The organism is Streptococcus sp. KHUD_014 (assembly GCF_051106275.1).
Classification (GTDB): Bacteria; Bacillota; Bacilli; order Lactobacillales; family Streptococcaceae; genus Streptococcus.
Map to the genome: position 1 here is coordinate 169,325 of NZ_CP193666.1, position 22,368 is coordinate 191,692.

At 41.0% G+C, this 22,368-nt stretch carries 20 protein-coding genes and 1 pseudogene; 13 read left to right on the plus strand and 8 right to left on the minus strand.

The window, feature by feature from the left end:
• Positions 1-2: 2 nt before the first annotated feature.
• From ACORHT_RS00920 to ACORHT_RS00945, 6 genes are all read left to right on the plus strand, one after another.
• Positions 3-1,505 (plus strand): zinc ABC transporter substrate-binding protein AdcA, encoded by a 1,503-nt coding sequence (locus ACORHT_RS00920; protein ID WP_434350296.1) that lies wholly within the window; start codon positions 3-5, stop codon positions 1,503-1,505.
• Between the two features lie 130 nt (positions 1,506-1,635).
• Positions 1,636-2,490, plus strand: a complete 855-nt coding sequence (locus ACORHT_RS00925; protein WP_434350297.1) for a VOC family protein — start codon at positions 1,636-1,638, stop codon at positions 2,488-2,490.
• 86 nt (positions 2,491-2,576) lie between these two features.
• On the plus strand, positions 2,577-2,834 hold the full coding sequence (locus ACORHT_RS00930) for a metal-sensitive transcriptional regulator (RefSeq protein WP_434350298.1): 258 nt from the start codon (positions 2,577-2,579) through the stop codon (positions 2,832-2,834).
• Between the two features lie 405 nt (positions 2,835-3,239).
• Positions 3,240-3,743 carry a DUF6630 family protein gene (locus ACORHT_RS00935; protein WP_434350299.1) on the plus strand — a complete coding sequence of 168 codons (504 nt, stop codon included), beginning with the start codon at positions 3,240-3,242 and terminating at the stop codon, positions 3,741-3,743.
• Positions 3,744-3,773: 30 nt separating this feature from the next.
• Positions 3,774-4,067, plus strand: coding sequence for a hypothetical protein (locus ACORHT_RS00940; protein WP_075230354.1), 294 nt, complete (start codon positions 3,774-3,776; stop codon positions 4,065-4,067).
• Between the two features lie 98 nt (positions 4,068-4,165).
• Positions 4,166-4,654, plus strand: coding sequence for a prolyl-tRNA synthetase associated domain-containing protein (locus ACORHT_RS00945; protein ID WP_434350300.1), 489 nt, complete (start codon positions 4,166-4,168; stop codon positions 4,652-4,654).
• A 241-nt stretch (positions 4,655-4,895) separates the two neighbouring features.
• Here ACORHT_RS00945 and ACORHT_RS00950 read toward each other — a convergent pair whose 3' ends face one another.
• The 3 genes and pseudogenes from ACORHT_RS00950 to ACORHT_RS00960 all read right to left on the minus strand — a co-directional run bounded on the left by ACORHT_RS00950 (position 4,896) and on the right by ACORHT_RS00960 (position 5,641).
• Positions 4,896-5,201: a rhodanese-like domain-containing protein gene (locus ACORHT_RS00950; RefSeq protein ID WP_434350301.1), complete on the minus strand. Its 306-nt coding sequence runs from the start codon at positions 5,199-5,201 to the stop codon at positions 4,896-4,898.
• Positions 5,191-5,363 (minus strand): annotated as a pseudogene (locus ACORHT_RS00955) (CoA-disulfide reductase); the annotation flags it as partial. The pseudogene ACORHT_RS00955 and the gene ACORHT_RS00950, both read right to left, overlap by 11 nt.
• Positions 5,345-5,641, minus strand: coding sequence for a rhodanese-like domain-containing protein (locus ACORHT_RS00960; protein ID WP_414321894.1), 297 nt, complete (start codon positions 5,639-5,641; stop codon positions 5,345-5,347). The gene ACORHT_RS00960 and the pseudogene ACORHT_RS00955, both read right to left, overlap by 19 nt.
• 566 nt (positions 5,642-6,207) lie before the next feature.
• Between ACORHT_RS00960 and rpoB the strand changes: the two genes are divergently transcribed.
• From rpoB to ACORHT_RS00975, 3 genes are all read left to right on the plus strand, one after another.
• Positions 6,208-9,810, plus strand: a complete 3,603-nt coding sequence (gene rpoB, locus ACORHT_RS00965) for a DNA-directed RNA polymerase subunit beta (protein ID WP_434350302.1) — start codon at positions 6,208-6,210, stop codon at positions 9,808-9,810.
• Positions 9,811-9,842: 32 nt separating this feature from the next.
• Positions 9,843-13,538, plus strand: coding sequence for a DNA-directed RNA polymerase subunit beta' (rpoC, locus tag ACORHT_RS00970; protein ID WP_434350303.1), 3,696 nt, complete (start codon positions 9,843-9,845; stop codon positions 13,536-13,538).
• Between the two features lie 319 nt (positions 13,539-13,857).
• Positions 13,858-14,421, plus strand: a complete 564-nt coding sequence (locus tag ACORHT_RS00975) for a sugar O-acetyltransferase (RefSeq protein ID WP_434350304.1) — start codon at positions 13,858-13,860, stop codon at positions 14,419-14,421.
• A 136-nt stretch (positions 14,422-14,557) separates the two neighbouring features.
• Here the strand turns inward: ACORHT_RS00975 and ACORHT_RS00980 are convergent, their stop codons facing one another.
• Positions 14,558-15,241, minus strand: coding sequence for a DUF4956 domain-containing protein (locus tag ACORHT_RS00980; RefSeq protein WP_434350305.1), 684 nt, complete (start codon positions 15,239-15,241; stop codon positions 14,558-14,560).
• Entirely contained in the window at positions 15,234-16,010 is a 777-nt protein-coding gene (locus ACORHT_RS00985; RefSeq protein ID WP_083312453.1) for a polyphosphate polymerase domain-containing protein, read from the minus strand. Before ACORHT_RS00985 ends, ACORHT_RS00980 begins: the two co-directional genes overlap by 8 nt.
• A 206-nt stretch (positions 16,011-16,216) precedes the next feature.
• On the opposite strand from ACORHT_RS00985, the gene ACORHT_RS00990 reads away from it, so the two are divergent.
• Together ACORHT_RS00990 and ACORHT_RS00995 are read left to right on the plus strand one after the other, a co-directional pair.
• Positions 16,217-17,434 carry a carbohydrate-binding domain-containing protein gene (locus tag ACORHT_RS00990; RefSeq protein ID WP_434350306.1) on the plus strand — a complete coding sequence of 406 codons (1,218 nt, stop codon included), beginning with the start codon at positions 16,217-16,219 and terminating at the stop codon, positions 17,432-17,434.
• Between the two features lie 258 nt (positions 17,435-17,692).
• Complete coding sequence (locus ACORHT_RS00995; RefSeq protein WP_434350307.1) at positions 17,693-18,487, plus strand: TraX family protein; 795 nt, start codon at positions 17,693-17,695, stop codon at positions 18,485-18,487.
• Between the two features lie 125 nt (positions 18,488-18,612).
• Here ACORHT_RS00995 and ACORHT_RS01000 read toward each other — a convergent pair whose 3' ends face one another.
• From ACORHT_RS01000 to ACORHT_RS01010, 3 genes are all read right to left on the minus strand, one after another.
• Positions 18,613-18,816 (minus strand): CsbD family protein, encoded by a 204-nt coding sequence (locus ACORHT_RS01000; RefSeq protein WP_434350308.1) that lies wholly within the window; start codon positions 18,814-18,816, stop codon positions 18,613-18,615.
• A gap of 116 nt (positions 18,817-18,932) precedes the next feature.
• Positions 18,933-19,565, minus strand: a complete 633-nt coding sequence (locus ACORHT_RS01005) for a DUF421 domain-containing protein (RefSeq protein WP_434350309.1) — start codon at positions 19,563-19,565, stop codon at positions 18,933-18,935.
• On the minus strand, positions 19,562-20,014 hold the full coding sequence (locus tag ACORHT_RS01010) for a DUF3290 family protein (protein ID WP_434350310.1): 453 nt from the start codon (positions 20,012-20,014) through the stop codon (positions 19,562-19,564). Before ACORHT_RS01010 ends, ACORHT_RS01005 begins: the two co-directional genes overlap by 4 nt.
• A gap of 174 nt (positions 20,015-20,188) precedes the next feature.
• Here ACORHT_RS01010 and ACORHT_RS01015 point away from each other — a divergent pair, with 174 nt between their 5' ends.
• Both ACORHT_RS01015 and ACORHT_RS01020 read left to right on the plus strand, forming a co-directional pair.
• Positions 20,189-20,953, plus strand: a complete 765-nt coding sequence (locus ACORHT_RS01015) for a nucleoside phosphorylase (protein ID WP_434350311.1) — start codon at positions 20,189-20,191, stop codon at positions 20,951-20,953.
• A gap of 32 nt (positions 20,954-20,985) precedes the next feature.
• Positions 20,986-22,365: a TrkH family potassium uptake protein gene (locus ACORHT_RS01020; protein WP_434350312.1), complete on the plus strand. Its 1,380-nt coding sequence runs from the start codon at positions 20,986-20,988 to the stop codon at positions 22,363-22,365.
• The last annotated feature ends 3 nt before the right edge of the window (positions 22,366-22,368 follow it).

Below are 22,368 nucleotides of genomic sequence, written 5' to 3' on the forward strand. Positions count from 1 at the left end.
AAATGAAAAAACTAGGCCTACTTTTGGCAAGTCTTGTGACGGTATTCTTAGTGGCTTGTTCCAATCAAAAACAGGCAGACGGAAAATTAAATATCGTCACAACTTTCTATCCTGTCTACGAATTTACCAAGCAAGTAGCAGGAGATACAGCCAATGTCGAGCTCTTGATTGGGGCAGGGACAGAACCACATGATTATGAACCATCGCCTAAGGCAGTTGCTAAAATCCAAGACGCTGATGCCTTCGTTTATGAAAATGAGAACATGGAAACATGGGTTCCCAAGCTTTTAGATTCACTAGATGCGAAAAAAGTAAAAACAATCAAGGCTACTGGAGATATGTTGCTTCTTCCAGGTAGTGAAGAAGAGGAAGACCATGATCATGGTGAAGAAGGCCATCATCACGAGTATGACCCTCATGTATGGTTGTCTCCTGCGCGTGCAATCAAACTTGTAGAGCACATCCGTGACAGTTTATCAGCTGACTATCCTGATAAAAAAGCAACCTTTGAGCAAAATGCAGCAGCCTATATCGAAAAATTGCAAGCCTTGGATAAGGCCTATACTGAAGGACTTTCTAGTGCTAAACAAAAGAGTTTTGTGACTCAACACGCTGCCTTTCGTTACTTAGCTTTAGACTACGGACTCAATCAAGTTTCTATCTCAGGTCTTTCCCCAGATGCGGAGCCATCAGCAAGCCGTTTGGCAGAATTGACCGAGTACATCAAGAAAAACAAAATTTCTTATATCTACTTTGAAGAAAATGCTTCTCAAGCCCTAGCGAATACCCTCTCAAAAGAAACAGGAGTGAAGTTAGATGTTCTGAATCCTCTTGAAAGCTTGACCGAAGAGGACATGAAAGCTGGAGAAAACTATATCTCTGTCATGGAGAAAAACCTCAAGGCACTCGAGCAGACAACTGATCAGGCAGGAGCAGAGATTGAACCAGAAAAGGCAGAGGAAACTAAAACCGTTCAAAATGGCTACTTTGAGGATGCAGATGTTAAGGACCGTACCCTAAGTGATTATGCTGGTAACTGGCAGTCTGTCTATCCTTTCCTTGAGGATGGGACTCTTGACCAAGTCTTTGAATACAAGGCTAAATTGACTGGTAAGATGACCAAGGATGAATATAAGGCCTACTATCAAAAGGGTTACCAAACAGATGTGACCAAGATTAACATCACGGATAACACTATGGAATTCATCCAAGGTGACCAAAGTAAAAAATATACATACAAGTATGTCGGCAAGAAAATCTTGACCTATAAGAAAGGGAATCGAGGAGTTCGTTATCTCTTTGAAGCGACAGATGCGGACGCTGGACAATTTAAGTATGTTCAGTTTAGCGACCACAATATCGCACCAGTTAAGACTGGGCACTTCCATATCTTCTTTGGAGGTACTAGCCAGGAAGCCCTCTTTGAAGAGATGGACAACTGGCCAACCTACTATCCAGAGAATTTATCTGGTCAAGAGATTGCCCAAGAAATGTTGGCTCATTAAATCCAAACAATCCTTCCTACATGGGGAGGATTTTTCTTGTTTTATCAGCGTTGAGCATCTGGGTTGACATTGGTTGGGAAGGGAGTACAATAGATGTAATAAAAATAATTACAACAAAGAGAGGTTTTCTATGGTTTACCAATATAATAGTCAGATTTATTTGGCTGAAGTAGCTTTAAATGTCAAGGACTTAGAAAGTCAGACAGCATTTTATCATCAGTTGCTTGGGTTGGAGATTTTGAATAAATCGGAAAAAGAAGTTCTTTTAGGTGCCGGTGGGAAACCGCTAGTTCGGCTAGTTAAGACAGATGACATTAGCAATCCTAAGCAAAGTTATGGTCTTTATCATATGGCACTTCTTTTGCCGACTCGTGAAGATTTGGCTAATGTTTTTAAACACTTGTTAGACCTGAAGATTCCACTAGTTGGTGGGGCTGATCATGGCTATAGTGAGGCCATCTATCTAGAAGACCTGGAGGGTAATGGCATAGAACTCTATAGAGATAAGCCTGTGACAGTCTGGGATATTCGTGAGGACGGGCGAATTATTGGTGTGACAGAAGAGCTATCTGCCCAAGCTATCTATGAACTAGGACGAGACATAGAGCCTTTTGTGATCGCAGAAGGCACTCGCATGGGCCATGTTCACCTATCTGTTAAGAATAGCCGAGAAGCGAGTACATTCTATCAAGAGTCTCTAGGTCTGGAGGATAAATTCACGATTCCACATGCCAGTTGGATAGCATCAGGAACTTATCACCATCATCTAGCTGTAAATGAATGGGGTGGTAAAAACTTAGCTCGACGTGAGAATGGATTGACAGGCCTAGCCTACTATGTGGTGAAAGTTGAGAACAAAGAGGAATTATTAAAAGTATTTGCTCAATCTCAAACTGGCAAGACGACAACTCAGTGGATTTCTTCGGCAGAGTTCAGCATGACTGATAAAGACGGCATTGTTACTCGAGTGAGAGTGGGGAACTAGGAGTCTTTATCTTTAAGATAAGTGCTCCTTTTGACAAGGATTTTCATTAGAGATATAATGAGGAAAAAATGTTCAAGGAAAAAGAGATGACAAAATCAAAGTATATTACTCGCCTTAAACGTTCTGAAGGTCAATTGCGGGGGATCCAAAAAATGATAGAGGAGGAGCGTGATTGTGTCGATATCCTTACTCAATTAACAGCAGTTCGATCCAGTGTTGATCGTGTGATTGAGTTAATCATTACGGAAAATTTAACGACTTGTATCAATGACCCTCTAGAGGATCCCCAAGCCCAGAAGGGACGTTTAGAAAAAGCTGTTCAATACTTGATTAAACGTAAGTAAACTGCTCCTTCTATGCTATAATAGTAGTGAATACACAGATATAAGAAGTGGCTCTTTACAGAAGTCAATAAACTACTAGCATCATTGATTCAAGCTACGTAGATGAAGTTGACAGAGGAGATTCGATAGACTCATTTGAAAGGATCTTGGCAAATAGCAAATGATACGATTCTTATCTCAGATGAGCTAATCAAGTTTTAAGCTGGACCATTGGGACCGGATTTTGTGCAAATCTATCAGGGTCAAGGGGCAGATAGACTTTCTTGTGAAATTAGTGTTACAAATCCATACGATCATTTATGGAAAAATAGGCTTGGATGTGGAAGTATTGTTTTTCGTGATTCACAAGCCATCTTAGAGCAGAGCATACTGCCTGATTTTAAAAATTGGAGTGTTAGAACAGATATGAGAACAAGTGAAACCTACCTAGAAATCGCTCAACTATTAACCAGTAATCAGGAAATTTTAGAAAGTTTGAAAGTCTGTTTTGAGACACCGCAAACTTATTTCCAAGAGCATGCTGATCGATATGATGAACGTTGTATTGATGCAGAGGATGACGAGGCTAGGCTCCAATGGATTGGCCTGGCGGATGAGTTGCTAGAGAGTGGTAGTTTTGTGGAGTTAGACTGGAATACGGAGAAGGAAGATTTTCTCTATGAGCTAGAATCCTTGGTTGTGAAATACAAGCTCCCTTTGCAGGAGGAGTGGTTCAAAGAGGATGGGGATATTCCGTTGTGGGCCCAAACTCTAGATCAAGAGTGGGAGTCGCGAGGCTTCTGTCTAGCAGCTATGGACATTGATAGCGATAGCTATGTCCTCTTTCCGTGTCAAGTAAGAGATTTGTCAAGCCTTATCACCCTTAGTCAAAAAGTAAATCAGCGCTTTGACTATGCTAAAAATATGTAATTGCTAGTAGATTAAAGGAGCGAGCCCAGGATGACTTTTGCTTTTAAAGATGCACCCGAAACAGCCTGTATCGTTTGCCAACATGTTTTGGATGGGAAAAATCCGATTACCTTTATCTCCCATGATAAAGAGGATGGGATGTGGCAATTTTTGTGTTCAGAAGATCATATCCTAGAGGACGTCCGTCTTATTTCCCAAGCTGAAGCATTTCAAATAGATGAGTCCATCGGTCAAGTTGCGGATTTGCCTAGAGGCTTTGTGATAGAACGGACAGAGGCTAAAGGTAGATGGAAGGCATATTTGTCATCAGCTGTGGAATCATAGCTTAAGTCTTAAAAAGTCCTTTTGTTAAAAGTGTAAATGAAACCGATAATCCTTAAAATCCAGTTGTAGCTACAAACATACACTTAGGAGGTAGCAAGATGGAATTGTACAGTAAAGTAGTGGCAAAGCTAGAAGAGTTAGCTATTCCCTTTGAAGTTGTGGAGCATGAGCCTGCCCTAACGACTGAGCAAGCAGATAGTTTTATCGAAGGAATCGAGGGTGTTCGCACCAAAACCATGTTTCTAACTAACAAAAAGAAAACAGCTTTTTATCTTGTTATTATGGATGATAAAAAACGTCTGGATATGGAGTTATTGAAGGATTTGATCGGGGCCAATAGGATTCGTATGGCTTCTTCTGAGAGTCTCTTTGAAAAAATGAGCTTGCCTGCAGGAGTTGTTTCTCCCTTTGGTTTGCTTAACAATGCTGATAAGGATATCCAAGTTTATTTCGACAAAGAAATTATGTCGGAAAGACGGATGAGTTTTCACCCTAATACTAACGAGAAAACCCTCTTTTTAGATAGGACAGATTTACTGAAATTCTTAGAAGCCATTGGCTATCAAGCTCATATCCTTGAATTATAAAGCTCAAAAGAGGATGACTACCAAGTTTTCAAAATTAGAAAAACGCCTACTATCAAGTGTTGACAAAACTTGACGGTAGGCGTTTTATTATGGGGAAGTGTACTGAGTTTTCACTTCCATTTTATACTCAATGAAAATCAAAGAGCAAACTAGGAAGCGAGCCGCAGGCTGTACTTGAGTACGGCAAGACGAAGCTGACGTGGTTTGAAGAGATTTTTGAAGAGTATTAATCTCTTCAAACCTATTGTGCTGATTCTACTTGGCCTGGCCAGTGGTTCATACCACCTTCTACATTTGTGACCTTGAGTCCTTGGGCACTAAGGAAGGAGCAGGCAGATGCGGAGCGAGCTCCACCTTGGCAGATGATATAGTATTCTTGATCGTCTTTGAGTTCTTTGTAGCCTTGCTCCAAGGTACTTAGAGGTAGATTTTTTGCACTAGGTGCATGCCCTGCTTGGTATTCATGTACTTCACGTACGTCGATAAGATTGAGTTCTTGGTTCTGATACTTTTCATAAAAGTCAGCCATGCTGATACTAGTTTTCATATTCGACTCCTTCTGGGTTAGTCATTTTGTATAGGGAACGCCGTCAAGCTTTTGGACGGCAACGCTTGCTTACTTGAGGATTGGCTTAGCGATAAAGCTACCAAGACTACTGTGGCAGCTAACAATGTAGATTTGGTTCCTGTCTAGTTCTTCCAAGTCTTCATGCCACCTCGAACATTGATGACATGGTAGCCTTTCTTCTTTAGTTTTTTCGCAGCCATCTTACTGCGAACACCAGACTGACAAATGAGATATAAGGTTTCTTTTGTCGCTGGTTCATAAGAACCGATTTCAGTCAGGGGAACATTCTTGGCGCTTTCGATATGGCCTCTGCCAAATTCCGTAGGGGTCCGAACGTCCAGTAGCTGAATGGGTTCTTTGAGTTTAGCTTCTAACTCGCTAGTAGAAATACTGTCAATTTTTGTAAACAAATGAAACATAGGTACCTCCAAATATACCCTTATTGGGTATATTAAACCACTAAGTATAGTTTTTGTCAAGAAAGTTGAATTGACAAGCATTCTTTCTTATTTAGAAAAGTTTTTGTGCTTTTCCAGTATGTTAGATGATACACTACAAACAAGGGAGAACCGTTTTTTCAGTTGGTCGGCAGGATATATCATACAAGTGATTCTAATTATTCAAGAACAAACCAATGAAAACATTCTTTTCTGAAAACAAGCCCTATCAATATTTCAGGCAAAAAAATCGTTCAAAACCCTTGAAAAATCAAAGAAAATTAGGTATAATATGAATAATCATTTGTCGTAGGTTTTGTCTGAAATATTGTCCAGGCAAGGCTCACAGCAGTTAAATCTTCTTACAAAAGTCAGATTTAGCTGCTCTTTTTGTGCTTTTTTTCAGGTTTTCTAGTGTTTGTAACAAAGATTTAAAAATTCTGAAAATTAGTCGAGGGGGATAAGTTGATAGGGTTTTTAGAACCCTCTAACGATAATTACTAGCTTAGATCACTAGGCTTGAAACTTTATTTTAAAGGAGAATCATCTTGGCAGGACATGACGTTCAATACGGGAAACATCGTACCCGTCGTAGTTTTTCAAGAATCAAAGAAGTTCTTGACTTACCAAATTTGATTGAAATTCAAACTGATTCATTCAAAGATTTCCTAGACCATGGTCTGAAGGAAGTGTTTGAAGATGTATTGCCAATTTCAAACTTCACAGACACAATGGAGTTGGAATTTGTTGGCTATGAAATCAAAGAACCTAAATATACGCTTGAAGAAGCTCGTATCCACGATGCCAGCTACTCAGCACCTATCTTTGTAACCTTCCGCTTGATTAACAAAGAAACTGGCGAAATCAAGACACAGGAAGTATTCTTTGGTGATTTCCCAATCATGACTGAGATGGGAACCTTTATCATCAATGGTGGTGAACGTATCATCGTATCACAGTTGGTGCGTTCTCCAGGTGTTTACTTTAATGATAAAGTAGACAAAAACGGTAAAGTGGGTTACGGTTCAACTGTTATCCCTAACCGTGGAGCTTGGTTGGAACTTGAAAGCGACTCAAAAGACATCGCCTACACTCGTATCGACCGCACTCGTAAAATCCCATTTACGACCTTGGTTCGTGCGCTTGGTTTCTCAGGTGATGACGAAATCTTTGATATCTTTGGTGACAGCGAGTTGGTTCGCAACACTGTTGAAAAAGATATCCATAAAAACCCAATGGACTCTCGTACAGACGAAGCTTTGAAAGAAATCTATGAGCGTCTTCGTCCAGGTGAGCCTAAGACTGCAGAAAGTTCACGTAGCTTGCTTGTAGCACGTTTCTTTGATCCACGTCGCTATGATTTGGCAGCTGTTGGTCGTTACAAGATCAATAAAAAACTCAATGTTAAAACACGCTTGCTTAACCAAACAATTGCGGAGCCATTGGTAGATCCTGAAACTGGTGAAATCTTGGTGGAAGCTGGGACAGTTATGACTCGCAGCGTTATTGAAAGTATCGAAAGTCATTTGGATGGCGATTTGAACAAGATTGTCTACATTCCAAATGATGCTGCCGTAGTAACAGAACCAGTTGTTCTTCAAAAATTCAAGGTTGTTGCACCAACTGATCCAGACCGTGTTGTAACTATTATCGGTAATGCTAATCCAGATGACAAGGTTCGCATCGTCACTCCTGCGGATATCTTGGCTGAGATGAGCTACTTCCTCAACTTGGCTGAAGGTATTGGTCGTGTGGATGATATCGACCACCTTGGGAACCGTCGTATCCGTGCTGTTGGTGAATTGCTTGCTAACCAAGTACGTCTAGGACTTTCTCGTATGGAACGTAATGTCCGTGAACGTATGTCTGTTCAGGACAATGAAGTCTTAACACCACAACAAATTATCAATATCCGTCCTGTAACAGCTGCGGTTAAAGAATTCTTTGGTTCATCACAGTTGTCACAGTTCATGGACCAACACAACCCTCTTTCTGAGTTGTCTCACAAACGTCGTTTGTCAGCCTTAGGACCTGGTGGTTTGACACGTGACCGTGCTGGATATGAAGTGCGTGACGTGCACTACACTCACTATGGTCGTATGTGTCCAATCGAGACACCTGAAGGACCGAACATCGGTTTGATCAACAACTTGTCATCTTACGGTCACTTGAACAAATATGGTTTTGTTCAAACACCATATCGTAAGGTTGACCGTGAAACAGGCAAAGTAACGAACGAAATCGTTTGGTTGACTGCCGATGAAGAGGATGAATTTACTGTAGCGCAGGCTAACTCACGCCTTAACGAAGATGGCACATTTGCTGAGAAAACAGTTATGGGACGTCACCAAGGGGTCAACCAAGAGTACCCAGCTAGCGTTGTAGATTATATGGACGTATCACCTAAGCAGGTAGTTGCCGTTGCGACAGCATGTATTCCTTTCTTGGAAAACGACGACTCCAACCGTGCCCTCATGGGTGCCAACATGCAACGTCAGGCTGTTCCTTTGATCAATCCAAAAGCACCTTACGTTGGTACTGGTATGGAATACCAAGCAGCCCATGACTCAGGAGCTGCAGTGATTGCACAACATGGTGGTAAGGTTACCTATGCGGATGCGGACAAGGTAGAAGTTCGTCGTGAAGATGGTTCATTGGATGTTTACCATATTCAAAAATTCCGTCGTTCAAACTCAGGTACTGCCTACAACCAACGTACCCTTGTTCGAGTTGGTGATCTTGTAGAAAAAGGTGACTTTATCGCTGACGGACCTTCTATGGAAAATGGGGAAATGGCGCTTGGACAAAACCCAATCGTTGCCTACATGACATGGGAAGGTTACAACTTCGAGGATGCCGTTATCATGAGCGAACGCTTGGTTAAAGACGATGTTTATACATCTGTCCACCTTGAAGAATACGAATCAGAAACGCGCGATACAAAGCTTGGACCTGAAGAAATTACTCGTGAAATTCCAAACGTTGGTGAAGATGCTCTTAAAGACCTTGACGAAATGGGGATTATCCGTATCGGTGCTGAGGTTAAAGAAGGGGACATCCTTGTAGGTAAAGTAACACCTAAGGGTGAGAAAGACCTTTCAGCTGAAGAACGTCTCTTGCACGCTATCTTCGGAGACAAGTCTCGTGAAGTTCGTGATACTTCTCTTCGTGTACCACACGGTGCCGATGGTGTTGTTCGTGATGTTAAGATCTTTACACGTGCAAATGGAGATGAATTGCAATCAGGTGTTAACATGCTGGTTCGAGTTTACATCGCTCAAAAACGTAAGATCAAGGTCGGAGATAAGATGGCCGGACGTCACGGAAACAAAGGGGTTGTCTCTCGTATCGTTCCTGTAGAAGACATGCCTTACCTTCCAGACGGAACTCCAGTCGACATCATGTTGAACCCACTTGGGGTGCCATCACGTATGAATATCGGTCAGGTTATGGAGCTCCACCTTGGTATGGCAGCTCGTACCCTTGGTATTCACATCGCAACACCAGTCTTTGACGGAGCAAGTTCTGAAGATCTTTGGTCAACTGTTAAAGAAGCTGGTATGGATAGCGATGCTAAGACTATCCTTTACGATGGACGTACTGGTGAGCCATTTGACAACCGTGTATCAGTTGGTGTCATGTACATGATCAAACTTCACCACATGGTTGATGATAAATTGCACGCTCGTTCTGTCGGACCTTACTCGACCGTTACCCAACAACCACTCGGAGGTAAAGCTCAGTTTGGTGGACAACGTTTCGGTGAGATGGAGGTTTGGGCGCTTGAAGCCTATGGTGCATCAAACGTACTTCAAGAAATCTTGACTTACAAGTCTGACGATATCAACGGACGTTTGAAAGCATATGAAGCTATTACAAAAGGAAAACCAATTCCAAAACCAGGTGTTCCAGAATCCTTCCGAGTTCTTGTTAAAGAATTGCAATCACTTGGTCTTGACATGCGTGTCCTTGACGAAGATGATCAAGAAGTTGAACTTCGTGATCTTGACGAGGGCATGGACGAAGATGTCATCCACGTAGATGACCTTGAAAAAGCACGTAAAAAAGCTGCTGAAGAAGCAAAAGCTGCTTTTGAAGCTGAAGAAGGTGCAAAAGCGGAAGCAACAGAAGAAGCTACTGAACAAGAATAAGTAGCTCACTTAGAATAGAAAGGGAAGAAATAGTGGTTGACGTAAATCGTTTTAAAAGTATGCAAATCACACTAGCTTCTCCAAGCAAAGTCCGTTCATGGTCTTATGGAGAAGTCAAAAAACCTGAAACAATCAATTACCGTACGTTGAAACCAGAACGTGAAGGACTATTTGACGAAGTCATCTTTGGTCCTACAAAAGACTGGGAATGTGCTTGTGGTAAGTACAAACGCATTCGTTACAGAGGGATTGTTTGTGACCGTTGTGGTGTTGAAGTAACGCGTACAAAAGTTCGTCGTGAACGTATGGGACACATCGAGTTGAAAGCTCCTGTATCTCATATCTGGTATTTCAAGGGGATTCCAAGCCGTATGGGCTTGACCCTTGATATGAGTCCTCGTGCACTTGAGGAAGTTATCTACTTTGCAGCTTATGTGGTGATCGATCCGAAGGATACACCACTTGAGCACAAATCAATCATGACAGAGCGTGAATACCGTGAGCGCTTGCGTGAATATGGCTACGGATCATTCGTTGCTAAAATGGGTGCCGAAGCTATCCAAGACCTCTTGAAACAAGTAGATCTTGAAAAAGAAATTGCTGAACTTAAAGAAGAATTGAAGACAGCAACTGGACAAAAACGTATCAAAGCTATCCGTCGTTTGGATGTTTTGGATGCCTTTTACAAGTCTGGAAACAAACCTGAATGGATGATTCTTAACATCCTTCCGGTTATTCCACCAGATCTTCGTCCAATGTTGCAGTTGGATGGTGGCCGTTTTGCCTCATCTGACTTGAACGACCTTTACCGTCGTGTTATCAACCGTAACAACCGTCTAGCTCGTTTGCTTGAGTTGAACGCACCAGGTATTATCGTTCAAAATGAGAAGCGTATGCTTCAAGAAGCGGTTGATGCTTTGATTGACAATGGCCGTCGTGGTCGTCCGATCACAGGGCCAGGTAGCCGTCCGCTTAAATCATTGAGCCACATGCTCAAAGGGAAGCAAGGACGCTTCCGTCAAAACTTGCTCGGTAAACGTGTTGACTTCTCAGGACGTTCTGTTATTGCCGTTGGTCCAACTCTTAAGATGTACCAATGTGGTGTGCCACGTGAAATGGCAATCGAGCTCTTTAAACCATTCGTTATGCGTGAAATCGTTGCGCGCGATATCGTGCAAAACGTTAAAGCGGCTAAACGCTTGGTAGAACGTGGAGATGAACGTATCTGGGATATCCTCGAAGAAGTGATCAAAGAACACCCAGTACTTCTTAACCGCGCACCTACCCTTCACCGTTTGGGTATCCAAGCCTTTGAACCTGTCTTGATTGACGGTAAAGCCCTTCGCTTGCACCCGCTTGTCTGTGAAGCCTACAATGCCGACTTTGACGGTGACCAAATGGCCATCCACGTACCACTTTCAGAAGAAGCCCAAGCAGAAGCTCGTATCTTGATGCTTGCTGCTGAGCATATCTTGAACCCTAAAGATGGTAAACCAGTTGTTACTCCATCTCAGGACATGGTTTTGGGTAACTACTACTTGACTATGGAAGAAGCTGGTCGTGAAGGTGAAGGTATGGTCTTCAAGGACCGTGACGAAGCGGTCATGGCTTACCGTAATGGTTATGTTCACCTCCACTCACGTGTTGGTATCGCAACAGATAGCCTTAACAAACCATGGACAGAAGAGCAAAAACACAAAATCTTGCTTACAACTGTAGGTAAAATCCTCTTCAACGATATCATGCCAGAAGGACTACCTTACTTGCAAGAGCCGACAAACGCTAACTTGACAGAAGGTGTTCCGGCTAAGTACTTCTTGCCATTAGGTGGAAATATCAAGGAAGCTATCGATGGACTTGAACTTAACCCTCCATTCAAGAAGAAAAACCTTGGAAATATCATCGCTGAAATCTTCAAACGTTTCCGTACGACAGAAACTTCTGCCCTACTTGACCGTATGAAGAACCTCGGTTACCACCATTCAACCCTTGCAGGTTTGACAGTGGGTATTGCCGACATTCCAGTCGTTGAAGACAAGGCTGAAATCATCGAAGAATCACACAAACGTGTAGAACAAATTACTAAACAATTCCGTCGTGGTATGATTACAGACGACGAACGCTACAATGCTGTTACAGCTGAATGGCGTGCTGCCCGTGAAAAACTTGAGAAACGCTTGATTGCTAACCAAGATCCGAAGAACCCAATCGTTATGATGATGGACTCTGGAGCCCGTGGTAACATCTCGAACTTCTCACAGCTTGCCGGTATGCGTGGTCTGATGGCTGCTCCGAACGGACGCATCATGGAATTGCCAATCCTTTCAAACTTCCGCGAAGGTTTGTCAGTACTCGAAATGTTCTTCTCAACTCACGGTGCCCGTAAAGGTATGACCGATACGGCCCTTAAGACAGCTGACTCAGGTTATTTGACTCGTCGTTTGGTTGACGTTGCCCAAGACGTTATCATCCGTGAGGACGACTGTGGAACTGACCGTGGTCTCTTGATCCGTTCTATCGCAGAAGGAAAAGAGATGATCGAGTCGCTCGAAGAACGTCTTATCGGTCGTTACACTAAGAAAACTGTTAAACATCCAGAAACTGGTGCAGTGATCATCGGTCCAAATGAATTGATCACAGAAGAAAAAGCTGCTGAAATTGCAAATCTTAAGATCAAGAATGAAGATGGTGAACTTGTAAATGCAATCGAAGAAGTGACTATCCGCTCAGTATTTACATGTAACACTCGTCATGGTGTCTGCCGTCACTGTTATGGTATCAACTTGGCGACTGGTGATGCGGTTGAAGTTGGTGAAGCAGTTGGTACAATCGCTGCCCAATCTATCGGGGAACCTGGTACACAGCTTACAATGCGTACCTTCCACACGGGTGGGGTTGCCTCAAATACCGATATCACTCAGGGTCTTCCTCGTGTCCAAGAAATCTTTGAAGCCCGCAATCCTAAAGGGGAAGCGGTTATCACAGAGGTCAAAGGACAAGTTGCTGCTATCGAAGAAGATGCTTCAACTCGTACTAAGAAAGTCTTCGTTAAGGGTGAAACTGGAGAAGGCGAATACGTGGTACCATTTACAGCTCGCATGCGTGTTGAAGTTGGGGACCAAGTCTCTCGTGGTGCAGCGTTGACAGAAGGTTCAATCCAACCAAAACGTCTCCTTGCTGTACGTGATGTCTTATCAGTTGAAACTTACCTCCTCGGTGAAGTACAAAAAGTTTACCGTAGCCAAGGGGTAGAAATCGGTGACAAGCACATCGAGGTAATGGTTCGTCAAATGATCCGTAAAGTTCGTGTTATGGATCCAGGAGACACAGATCTTCTCATGGGAACACTTATGGACATCAACGACTTTACAGATGCTAACAAGGACGTTCTTATCGCAGGTGGAGTGCCAGCGACTGGTCGTCCAGTCCTTATGGGAATCACCAAAGCCTCACTTGAAACAAATAGTTTCTTGTCAGCAGCTTCCTTCCAGGAAACAACTCGTGTCCTTACAGACGCAGCTATCCGTGGTAAGAAAGACCATCTCCTTGGTCTTAAGGAAAATGTTATCATCGGTAAGATTATCCCAGCTGGTACAGGTATGGCACGTTACCGTAACCTTGAACCACAAGCAGTCAACGAAGAGTCTTACCTAGCATCTTCACAAGAAGCAGCTCCAGTTGATACGACTGTAGAAGAAGTCGTTGAAACTGTTGAAGTAAGCGAATAAGTAGATGTTACTTAAGATCTGAGATGAAAAGATTAATCATTCACTATAGATTCTTAAGAAGGATCCACTAGATAAAAAAGCGAACAAGGCAGAATTCTGATTGTCAGAAAACTGGCTTTGCTCGCTTTTTTTATTTAAGGTTAGACTTGTGTTTTATAGTAGATCAAATACAAAACAGTACACTGTGAATTCTAAAAAATGCTAGAAATTGACTTAACTGCTCTAGTAAATTTGTTCAGATTTTATTTCATTTCACTATAATTTGCTCTAGATTCAATACTATGCTACAATCATCTAAAACAAGCAAGAAAGAAATAACATGAAAACAGAATATCAAAAAATGATCGCAGGAGAACCCTATCACCCATTCGACCCAGACCTCCGTTCTCTAGCACAAACAGCGCGACAAAAGCAAGCTGCTTTTAATGAAGAGGTAGATCCAGTAAAAGGTATGGAAATCATCAAAGGATGGTTTGGTTCTACTGGTGAAAATCTCTACATCAACACTCGATTGGTGGTGGATTATGGAGTTAATATCCATTTAGGAGAAAATTTTTATTCCAATTGGAATTTGACCATGTTGGATGTGTGTCCGATCACGATTGGCGACAATGCCATGATTGGTCCCAATTGTCAATTTTTAACACCTCTTCATCCGCTGGATCCCGATGAACGAAACTCGGGACTAGAATTTGGCAAACCCATCAGGATTGGTAAGAACTTTTGGGCAGGTGGTGGTGTCATTGTCCTACCGGGTGTTACTTTAGGGGATAATGTCGTTGCAGGAGCAGGAGCGGTCATTACAAAATCCTTTGGTGACAACGTAGTTCTAGCAGGAAATCCAGCACAAGTTATCAAAGAGATTCCAGTTAAAGGAAATTAAAGGTTGAGATAGAGAAGATGAAGTCTTTTTCAAAAGAACTCTTTGGAATTGGAAAGCCTAATCAGTCTCAGTGTCAAAAACTTATTGCTAGCAAAAAACGAGGTCGGAATTTTTATCCCAGCCTCGTTTTTCGTCTTTAGAGATTTTTTCTCTTTTTAGCTTTTTTAGTCAATGCCACATCGCATTGATCAATATTTTGTGTAAGATAGCTAGTCACTTGGAAATCATCGACCTCTGTTTTTAGCTCGACTTCATAGACAATGCTAAGGTTGTCCCCTGCATTTGTGCTATTGATCGTAATCATGTCAATTTCTGAGCAGAATTGGTCAAGAGCAGATTGGATAGCAGCTTGAATCTTCTCTTGATTAGTTACCGTGATTGTTAAAAGTCTACGGCGTTGATTGTCAGTTTTGACCTGTTGATTTTCCAAAAGGAACCAAACACCCAAGATAAATAGGGTGAAGAGAATAGCCAAGAAGAGATAGCCTGTTCCACAAGCTAGACCGATAATCATGGCGAGGAAAATCGCAATCAGTTCTCTTGAACCACTAGTTGCAGAACGGAAACGAATCAAACTAAAGGTTCCGGCTACAGCAATTGACGTACCCAAGCTCCCATTGACCAGAAAAATAACCAAGGTCATAAGGCAGGGAAGCAGAGTCAAGCTGATAGCAAATTCTCTGGTGTAGAGGGTTCGATATTTGTAGGTCCAAGTAAGTGCCAAACCGAGGACTAGACTGACTAGAAGTGCCAGCAGTAGTTGGAAGGGATCTGCACTTGCAGTGGCGTTGTTGAAAAGGGAATTAAATAGATTAAGCATAAGCGATACCTGCGCTTTCTATACTGGGACGTGGTGCATAAGGAAGCCCTTGAGATTTGTGGTAAGCACAACTGTATTTTGAAAATTTGTGCTCCATCAAACCATACTTGTCTAGAATGTCTTGTAACCACTGAGGTTTGTTTCCAGGAGCTTTAATCTCCATAATCACAGTATTGTCATCTAATAGAGGAGCCCCTTGATTTCCTGCGAAGAGACTGACATTTTCATCTCTATAGATTAGATTTTGGTCAATGGTGATACGAATTTTATTATAGTCGTAGCCCTCGATGTATTTTTTTTCTTTTAATGAATAACGATCGTAGTAGATGTACATACGAGGCTTGATAGCCTGCTTGTAATCTTGGTGAAGCTTTTTCACTTTTTCAATGACGACTGTATCAGTAATACTAGCATCCAAGTGCCCTTTGGTCATAAAGTTAAGGATGGAAATAGGAGTTGAGAGTAGTCTAAATTTGCGACCAACTCCTTCTTGATCCTTGGTTTTGATTTCTAAAAATACTTGACTATCTGCTTTGGGGTGGCTGAGATAGGTCCGCATCCGAACCTTTTCTTTTCGCTTATTTCCAAAATCATCATCTTGGAGCACAGCAAAGTCTTCCGTATCAAAGTAGATATTTGAAATAGTTGAAATTGGATAGTCGTCTTCTACTAAATATTCCTTTAAATCTTGGATGAGTTTATCTAAAATTTCTTTGGAGACAATATATTTGGTTTCAATCCGTTTGAAACTTGTTTCGATTGGTTTCATAATTCCTTCTCCTCTAATCTTAGGTTAGACTATTTTTAAACAAGGTAAACTTGCTTGTGTTTGATTTTAGGGGGATTTTCTAAAACTTTTGTTAAATTTAACTTAATTGAAACTAAACTTAAGAAAACTTTCAGAAAAAGTTTAGGCTTCTTTTAGGAAAGACCCGTAGACTAAGAGCATGTAAAATGAAAGACGAGGAAATGAGCATGAAAGCAAAAAAATGGACATTCCTATTAACAAGTATAACAACTCTAGCACTGGCAACAGCATGTACCCAGTCAACTTCAAATATAACAGCTAGCAATAGTACTGCAACGACAACAGTAACTACCAATAAGAAAACATCTAGTTACTTTACAGATAAGGACTATGATACTTCTTATGATGAAAAAAAAGCTGCAACTGTAACTTTGTCAGGATCAACAGCGAAGGTATCAGGTGACGGAGTGGCCGTATCAGGATCTACCGTTACAATCTCTAAGTCAGGTACCTATGTGATTTCTGGTCAATCTGATGGAGTTCAAATCAAGATTGAAGCCGAAAAGACTGATGATGTACATATCGTACTAAACGGTGTGACCATGACCAATACCAATGCAGCTATTTCTGCAACATCAGCTGGTCATGTTTACCTAACTCTAGCAGATGGAACAACCAATAGTCTCTCAGATTCTGCTTCTAATAGTGATGACAAGGCTGACGCAGCCCTCTTCTCTAAAGTGGACTTGAGCATCAATGGTAAGGGAACTCTCAATGTAGATGGTAAGAAAAACAATGCTATCAAGGCCAACGATACACTTCACATCACAGGCGGGACCTATAACATCACTGCAGTCGGAGATGCTTTTAATGTCAATGATGAACTCAACATTACCGGCACAACCATGACTATCGATGCCAAGGAAGACGGAGTTAAGGTCGACAATGATGAGGACACATCTGTAGGAACCATGTATCTCTCTGACAATACCATCACTGTTACTGCTGGAGATGACGGTATCCACGCTTCAGGTGATTTGGTTATTGATAGTGGTACCTATACTGTTAAGAATTCTACAGAAGGACTTGAAGGTAAGTCAATCACTATCAACGGTGGAGACATCACCATATATTCAACAGATGATGGTGTAAATGCGACCAACAAAAACGCCCAACTAAGTGAAATTTTCTTTGCTATGAATGGTGGGAATTTGACGGTTGAAGTTGGTCAAGGGGACACGGATCCAATTGACTCAAATGGTAACATTACTGTTACGGGAGGAACCATCAAAATGACTGGTCAAACTGGTTTTGACTTTGATGGAACAGCGACTTACACAGGCGGAGACATCTATTTCAATGGTGAAAAACAAACTGAGATTGTCAATTCTATACCTGGTGGAGGTGGACCTCAAGGAAATGGAGGCCCTGGTGGACGACCATAAAAGAAAATCTCCTTTCTCGAAAGAGAAGGGAGAGTTTTATGTTCTGGATAGAAAGTTCTAGCAAAGGATAAAACTAATCCGTTATTTGCAGGTAATACTTTTCCTAAGCACTTCAACGATTTATCAAATGCGTAGAAGATGAACTTCCTAATTTCATAAACTTCTAATGTTTAAATTTTTTAAATAACTATCCCGTTCATCTAAGCTAGTCTTCTTTGTGTTATAATGAAGGGAAAGAAAATTTAAGTAGGAACGAATATGAAGTCTTTTGCAAATGCTACAAATTTAAAATATCTGGCCATCTTGCTGATGGTCTGTGACCATATCTACCAAATGTTCTTCGAATTTGGTGCTCCAAGTTGGCTATCGGGGTTGGGGCGTCTCGTTTTCCCAATCTTACTCTTCTTATTTGCGGATAGTTTCCATTATACGAGAAGTCGAAAGAAATTGATGATTCGTCTTTTGCTTATGAGTTGGCTTATGAGCATTGGAAATATCATTATCGGAAACATGTTCCAAAATGGGAATGTCGTTCTCTCTAATAACGCCTTTAGTACCTTTCTTGTAGTTGCTATTCTTGATTGTGGTTGGGATCGAATCGTAAAAGCCGTTAAAGAAAAGTCGATACTATCATTTTTCAAAGGTTTTGGGCTCATTCTTCTACCGGTTCTTTTCTCTATCCCGGTTTTGGTTCTTGGTACCATTTTAGGTGGAGAAGGAGATGTTTCGCCGATTTTAGCTCGTTCATTGGCTGTTGTGATGCTTTTGATTCCAAATTTATTTACAATTGAGGGTGGGATTTTCATGGTACTTCTAGGTTGGATTTTCTATATCTTTAGAAGCCGAAGAAACATCCAATTACTAGCTATCTTGATTATCAGTCTCCTGAGTTTCCGATCTAATCCCGCAAGCCTTCAGTGGGTCATGGTATTTTCAATTATTCCTTTGTTCTTCTACAATGGAGAAAAAGGTCGAGGAGATAAATATTTCTTCTATATTTTCTATCCAACCCACATCTATCTCTTATACATACTAGCTAGCCTACTCCATTAATAACTATCAATTCTATATCAAGCACCTCAAAGGGGTGCTTTTATTATGCCTGAAAGAACAAAAAAACACCCTTATTCCAATGCTTTTCTAAGCATGTGGAATAAGAGTGCTTATTGTATAGGAAATTATTCTTCGTCTTTTTTAAAGATATTTTTTACGCCAGATACTGCACCTTCGACAGCTTCTTTTGCATCTTCAGCAACTTCTTTAGCTTTTGAAGCTACCTTTTCTGCAGCTCCTTCTGCTTGAGTTTTTGTATCGCCAGTTAGTTTGCCAAGACCTTCTTTAACAGAACCTTTAGCTTGGTTGAATTTTTCTTCTATTGACATGGGGGATACCTCCGTTAAATTTTTGAATTATCTAAACTAAATCAGATATTAAATTAAGTATATACCTTTTATTGTTAAAAAGCAAAAAACTGATACGAAAAGCATCAGTTTTTTGCTTAATAGGTTACAACATTCAATTGACCTTTATCATATTCAGCGATAAAGATATTAGAGACTTCTTCGAAACCTTCTTCTTTCAATTTTTCTGTTAGCCATTCTTCAGTTTTGCCAATGGTTTCTAGGATTTCAATTTGGACAACACCATCTGTAATCACTGGATACTTAGGATTTTCATCGCCCATTCTTACGACAATCAATTGCCCATTTTGCTCAATCACAGCTCTCTTGACATCCTTCAGTTGGAAGATTCCTTGAGAGCGCAATTTAAGAGCTACATCTGCGGCTGCAAGACCTTTTGAGCGACAAGCTTCTGGATCTAATGTTCCATTTTTAATGATAATCGTAGGTTTTCCGTCAATCAGATGTTTGATGAAGGAAACATTGGTATTCAACCATTTAAGGAGTAAAATGAGAATAGTCCAAATAATGAGGATAACAATGTATTGGATGATGGTAATAGAACTATTGTAGATAACCCCACCGATAATAGCCCCGAGAACAAAGTTCTGGACTTGGTCCACCGCAGAACTTGGTGCTAGATTTCCTTTACCTGTTACGTTAATAACAAAAACAAGAGACAGAAGCCCCAAGGCTAATTTAATCGCAATTGTAGCAAAAAAGCTTATCATTTTTCAACCTCCACGAGTTCAACATCTGATTTATAGAGTTCCATTTTTTCCAATAAATAGCTATCTTGATCAGTCCCGCTAATAGCGCGATAAAAATTGTCGTCAACCTTAATAATAGCTCCATCAGTTGTAGCTGATGTATTGACATAAACATTCTTTTTGTCAACACCTAACTCTTTTGATACAATCTCGATGAAGTGTAAGGAACTACGAAATTGATTATCATTGGATTGGTTGTTTTGAAGATTCGTAATGCTTATCAAAACGAATGCGATTAAGGTCAAAATAGAAATGAGCGATAATTCACGGAACTTACTTCCTCTCTTATCTTGAAAAGCCTTAAATGCAAAAAATCCAGTCACAATTACTAAGAACGTTGACACAATCATCATGGCCCAATTCTGTTGACTAATCTGACTGAGCACATAGTCATAGGAATAGAATTTCATAAAACTCCCTCACTTTTTTTAAATTCAATCTATTATAAGATAATTCCTAAGCTATAGCAATTTTATTATGATGAAAATAGCATTTAATTGATGTTTCCTACTTAAAATAAGTTTTCCTGCCTTGACTTTGGTTTTGTTTTTGTTATAATAGTACAAATTTAGAGGAGGTACTCTATGATTCAAAAACATGCCATTCCTATTTTAGAGTTTGATGATAATCCTCAGGCAGTCATCATGCCAAATCACGAAGGATTAGATTTACAGTTGCCAAAGAAGTGCATCTATGCATTTTTGGAAGAGGAGATTGATCACTATGCTCAGGAAGTAGGAGCAGAGTGCGTTGGGGAGTTTGTGTCTGTCACTAAAACCTATCCTGTTTATGTCATGGACTACAAAGGCGAAAAAGTGTGTTTAGCCCAAGCCCCTGTAGGTTCTGCCCCAGCTGCCCAGTTTATGGACTGGTTGATTGGCTATGGTGTGGAGAAAATCATTTCCACCGGTACTTGTGGCGTATTAACAAATATAGAAGAAAATGCCTTTCTGGTTCCAGTACAAGCCCTGCGTGATGAAGGAACTAGTTACCATTATGCGCCACCTTCTCGTTATATGGATGTTCATGTAGAAGCTGTTTCAGCCATCGAGCAAGTCTTGGAACAACTAGGCATTCCTTATGAAGAGGTGATGACTTGGTCGACAGATGGTTTTTACCGAGAAACAGCTGAAAAAGTTGCCTATCGTAAGGAAGAAGGTTGTGCAGTTGTGGAGATGGAATGTGCAGCTCTTGCAGCAGTTGCCCAGCTTCGAGGAGTAGTTTGGGGTCAACTTCTATTTACAGCCGACTCTCTAGTGGATTTAGAAAATTATGATAGCCGCGATTGGGGAGCAGAAGCTTTTGACAAGGCCTTGGAACTCTGTCTTGAAATCGTTAGTCATATGTGACTGCCTTAACTGTTTTATGGTACAATGTAGCTATGTTATTCAAATCATTAAGAGAAAAAATAGAGCAGAGTCTGGCTCAGATGTCACCTGCTCGTCGGATTTTTTTAAGTTTTGCCCTAGTCATTTTACTAGGTTCCCTACTTTTGAGCCTACCCGTTGTACAGGCAACAACTTCCAGAGCAACTTATTTTGACCACCTTTTCACTACCGTGTCTATGGTCTGTGTGACAGGTCTCTTTACCCAACCTGTAGTGTCTACTTATAATATCTGGGGTCAGCTAATCTGTATGTTCTTAATTCAGATTGGTGGCTTGGGTCTCATGACCTTTATCGGAGTTTTCTATATTCAGAGTAAGCAAAAATTGAGTCTTAGAAACCGAGAAACAATTCAGGAAAGTTTTAATTATGGCGAAACTCGATCTTTGAAAAAATTCATCCAATCGATTTTTCTAACTACCTTTTTGGTAGAAGCTGTGGGAGCCCTGCTCCTTAGTTTTCGTTTTGTTCCTGAGTTTGGTTGGGGGCGAGGTCTTTTTACCTCTGCTTTTCTAGCCATTTCCGCTTTTTGTAATGCTGGTTTTGATAATTTTGGAACGACCAGTTTAGTAGCCTACCAAACAGATCCACTGGTAAATCTTGTAATTTCTGCTTTGATTATCACAGGCGGTCTTGGTTTCATGGTCTGGTTTGACCTAGCGACACAAGTAGGTAGTAAAAGAAAGCGTAGACTTCGCTTTCATACGAAGTTGGTATTGATGCTGACAGTGGGAATTCTCCTTTTTGGAACGGTGACTACCCTACTGACAGAGTGGGGTAATACTGGAACGATTGGCAATCTCAGTTTCCCAGAAAAAGTTCTGGTCAGCTTTTTCCAAACCGTTAGCATGCGGACGGCAGGTTTTGCTTCTATTGATTTTACACAAGCACGTCCTGTTACCCTACTTATTTATATTCTTCAGATGTTTTTAGGTGGAGCTCCTGGAGGAACGGCGGGTGGTTTGAAAATTACAACCTTCCTAGTCTTAATCCTCTTCGCTAGAACGGAGCTACTTGGTCTACCCCATGTAAATATTGCCAAACGAACCATCGATCCACGAACTGTACAAAAATCTTTTAGTGTCTTTATCATCTTTTTGTTAACATTTCTATTAGGTTTAGTCTTACTTGGATTAACAACTAGTGGCAATCCGCCCTTTATTCATCTCATGTTTGAGACTATTTCAGCCCTTGCGACAGTTGGTGTTACAGCCAATCTAACACCAGATCTAGGTCAGCTAGCTCTAAGCGTCATCATGTTGCTTATGTTTATCGGACGTATCGGGCCACTGACCTTGCTGGTCAGTCTAGCAGATTATCAACCAAGCAAAAAAGATATGATGCATTATATGAAAGCAGATATTACCATTGGATAAGAA

Excerpts from the sequence above, each read along its gene's own strand:
- ACORHT_RS00920 (WP_434350296.1), top strand. The coding sequence starts at position 3 with ATGAAAAAACTAGGCCTACTTTTGGCAAGTCTTGTGACGGTATTCTTA.
- ACORHT_RS00925 (WP_434350297.1), top strand. The coding sequence starts at position 1,636 with ATGGTTTACCAATATAATAGTCAGATTTATTTGGCTGAAGTAGCTTTA.
- ACORHT_RS00930 (WP_434350298.1), top strand. The coding sequence starts at position 2,577 with ATGACAAAATCAAAGTATATTACTCGCCTTAAACGTTCTGAAGGTCAA.
- ACORHT_RS00935 (WP_434350299.1), top strand. The coding sequence starts at position 3,240 with ATGAGAACAAGTGAAACCTACCTAGAAATCGCTCAACTATTAACCAGT.
- ACORHT_RS00940 (WP_075230354.1), top strand. The coding sequence starts at position 3,774 with ATGACTTTTGCTTTTAAAGATGCACCCGAAACAGCCTGTATCGTTTGC.
- ACORHT_RS00945 (WP_434350300.1), top strand. The coding sequence starts at position 4,166 with ATGGAATTGTACAGTAAAGTAGTGGCAAAGCTAGAAGAGTTAGCTATT.
- ACORHT_RS00950 (WP_434350301.1), bottom strand. The coding sequence starts at position 5,201 with ATGAAAACTAGTATCAGCATGGCTGACTTTTATGAAAAGTATCAGAAC.
- ACORHT_RS00960 (WP_414321894.1), bottom strand. The coding sequence starts at position 5,641 with ATGTTTCATTTGTTTACAAAAATTGACAGTATTTCTACTAGCGAGTTA.
- ACORHT_RS00975 (WP_434350304.1), top strand. The coding sequence starts at position 13,858 with ATGAAAACAGAATATCAAAAAATGATCGCAGGAGAACCCTATCACCCA.
- ACORHT_RS00980 (WP_434350305.1), bottom strand. The coding sequence starts at position 15,241 with ATGCTTAATCTATTTAATTCCCTTTTCAACAACGCCACTGCAAGTGCA.
- ACORHT_RS00985 (WP_083312453.1), bottom strand. The coding sequence starts at position 16,010 with ATGAAACCAATCGAAACAAGTTTCAAACGGATTGAAACCAAATATATT.
- ACORHT_RS00990 (WP_434350306.1), top strand. The coding sequence starts at position 16,217 with ATGAAAGCAAAAAAATGGACATTCCTATTAACAAGTATAACAACTCTA.
- ACORHT_RS00995 (WP_434350307.1), top strand. The coding sequence starts at position 17,693 with ATGAAGTCTTTTGCAAATGCTACAAATTTAAAATATCTGGCCATCTTG.
- ACORHT_RS01000 (WP_434350308.1), bottom strand. The coding sequence starts at position 18,816 with ATGTCAATAGAAGAAAAATTCAACCAAGCTAAAGGTTCTGTTAAAGAA.
- ACORHT_RS01005 (WP_434350309.1), bottom strand. The coding sequence starts at position 19,565 with ATGATAAGCTTTTTTGCTACAATTGCGATTAAATTAGCCTTGGGGCTT.
- ACORHT_RS01010 (WP_434350310.1), bottom strand. The coding sequence starts at position 20,014 with ATGAAATTCTATTCCTATGACTATGTGCTCAGTCAGATTAGTCAACAG.
- ACORHT_RS01015 (WP_434350311.1), top strand. The coding sequence starts at position 20,189 with ATGATTCAAAAACATGCCATTCCTATTTTAGAGTTTGATGATAATCCT.
- ACORHT_RS01020 (WP_434350312.1), top strand. The coding sequence starts at position 20,986 with ATGTTATTCAAATCATTAAGAGAAAAAATAGAGCAGAGTCTGGCTCAG.